The 624-nt window shown below is 43.6% G+C and carries 2 tRNA genes and 1 rRNA gene; all 3 read left to right on the forward strand.

From position 1 onward, the window contains the following. Window positions 1–89 (forward strand): 16S ribosomal RNA (locus tag ELS82_RS25710); the annotation flags it as partial. A gap of 66 nt (window positions 90–155) precedes the next feature. Further along, window positions 156–232 (forward strand) — tRNA-Ile (locus ELS82_RS25715). Window positions 233–269: 37 nt separating this feature from the next. Beyond that, window positions 270–345 (forward strand) — tRNA-Ala (locus ELS82_RS25720). The last annotated feature ends 279 nt before the right edge of the window (window positions 346–624 follow it).

A 624-nucleotide genomic window follows, 5' to 3' on the forward strand; every position in this document is an offset into this window, starting at 1 on the left:
GGAGAACGCTTACCACTTTGTGGTTCATGACTGGGGTGAAGTCGTAACAAGGTAGCCCTAGGGGAACCTGGGGCTGGATCACCTCCTTATACGATGATTACTCACKATGAGTGTCCACACAGATTGATGGTTTATGTAGTTTAAGAGACGATACTGGGTCTGTAGCTCAGGTGGTTAGAGCGTTCGCCTGATAAGCGAGAGGTCGGTGGTTCAAGTCCACTCAGACCCACCAATTTCCTTGAAATTGGCACACAGTATCAACACCTGATGGGGCTATAGCTCAGCTGGGAGAGCGCCTGCCTTGCACGCAGGAGGTCTGCGGTTCGATCCCGCATAGCTCCACCATCTTTAAGTGTTCTTGCAAAAGAATCTTTAAAAATGGTTTTCATCAGAAAATCTAGCTCTTTAACAATTTGGAAAGCTGACAAATCAACAATKTATTTGTTGATTGTAAAGTTCTCAATGTTTGTCTTTAWGACAAACACCAATACAACACATTCAAGTGTTCTTGGGAATGTCACTTTAAGTGACTATTCAAAATTGAGTCCGGCAAAATCGAGTCTGCACATGTATAAAAATGCAGACAACTTTGGTTGTTTGACGTAAAGACCCTTTGGGGTTGTA

Origin of the sequence: Vibrio ouci (assembly GCF_004551525.1) — a bacterium.
In the GTDB taxonomy this organism is placed as follows: domain Bacteria; phylum Pseudomonadota; class Gammaproteobacteria; order Enterobacterales; family Vibrionaceae; genus Vibrio; species Vibrio ouci.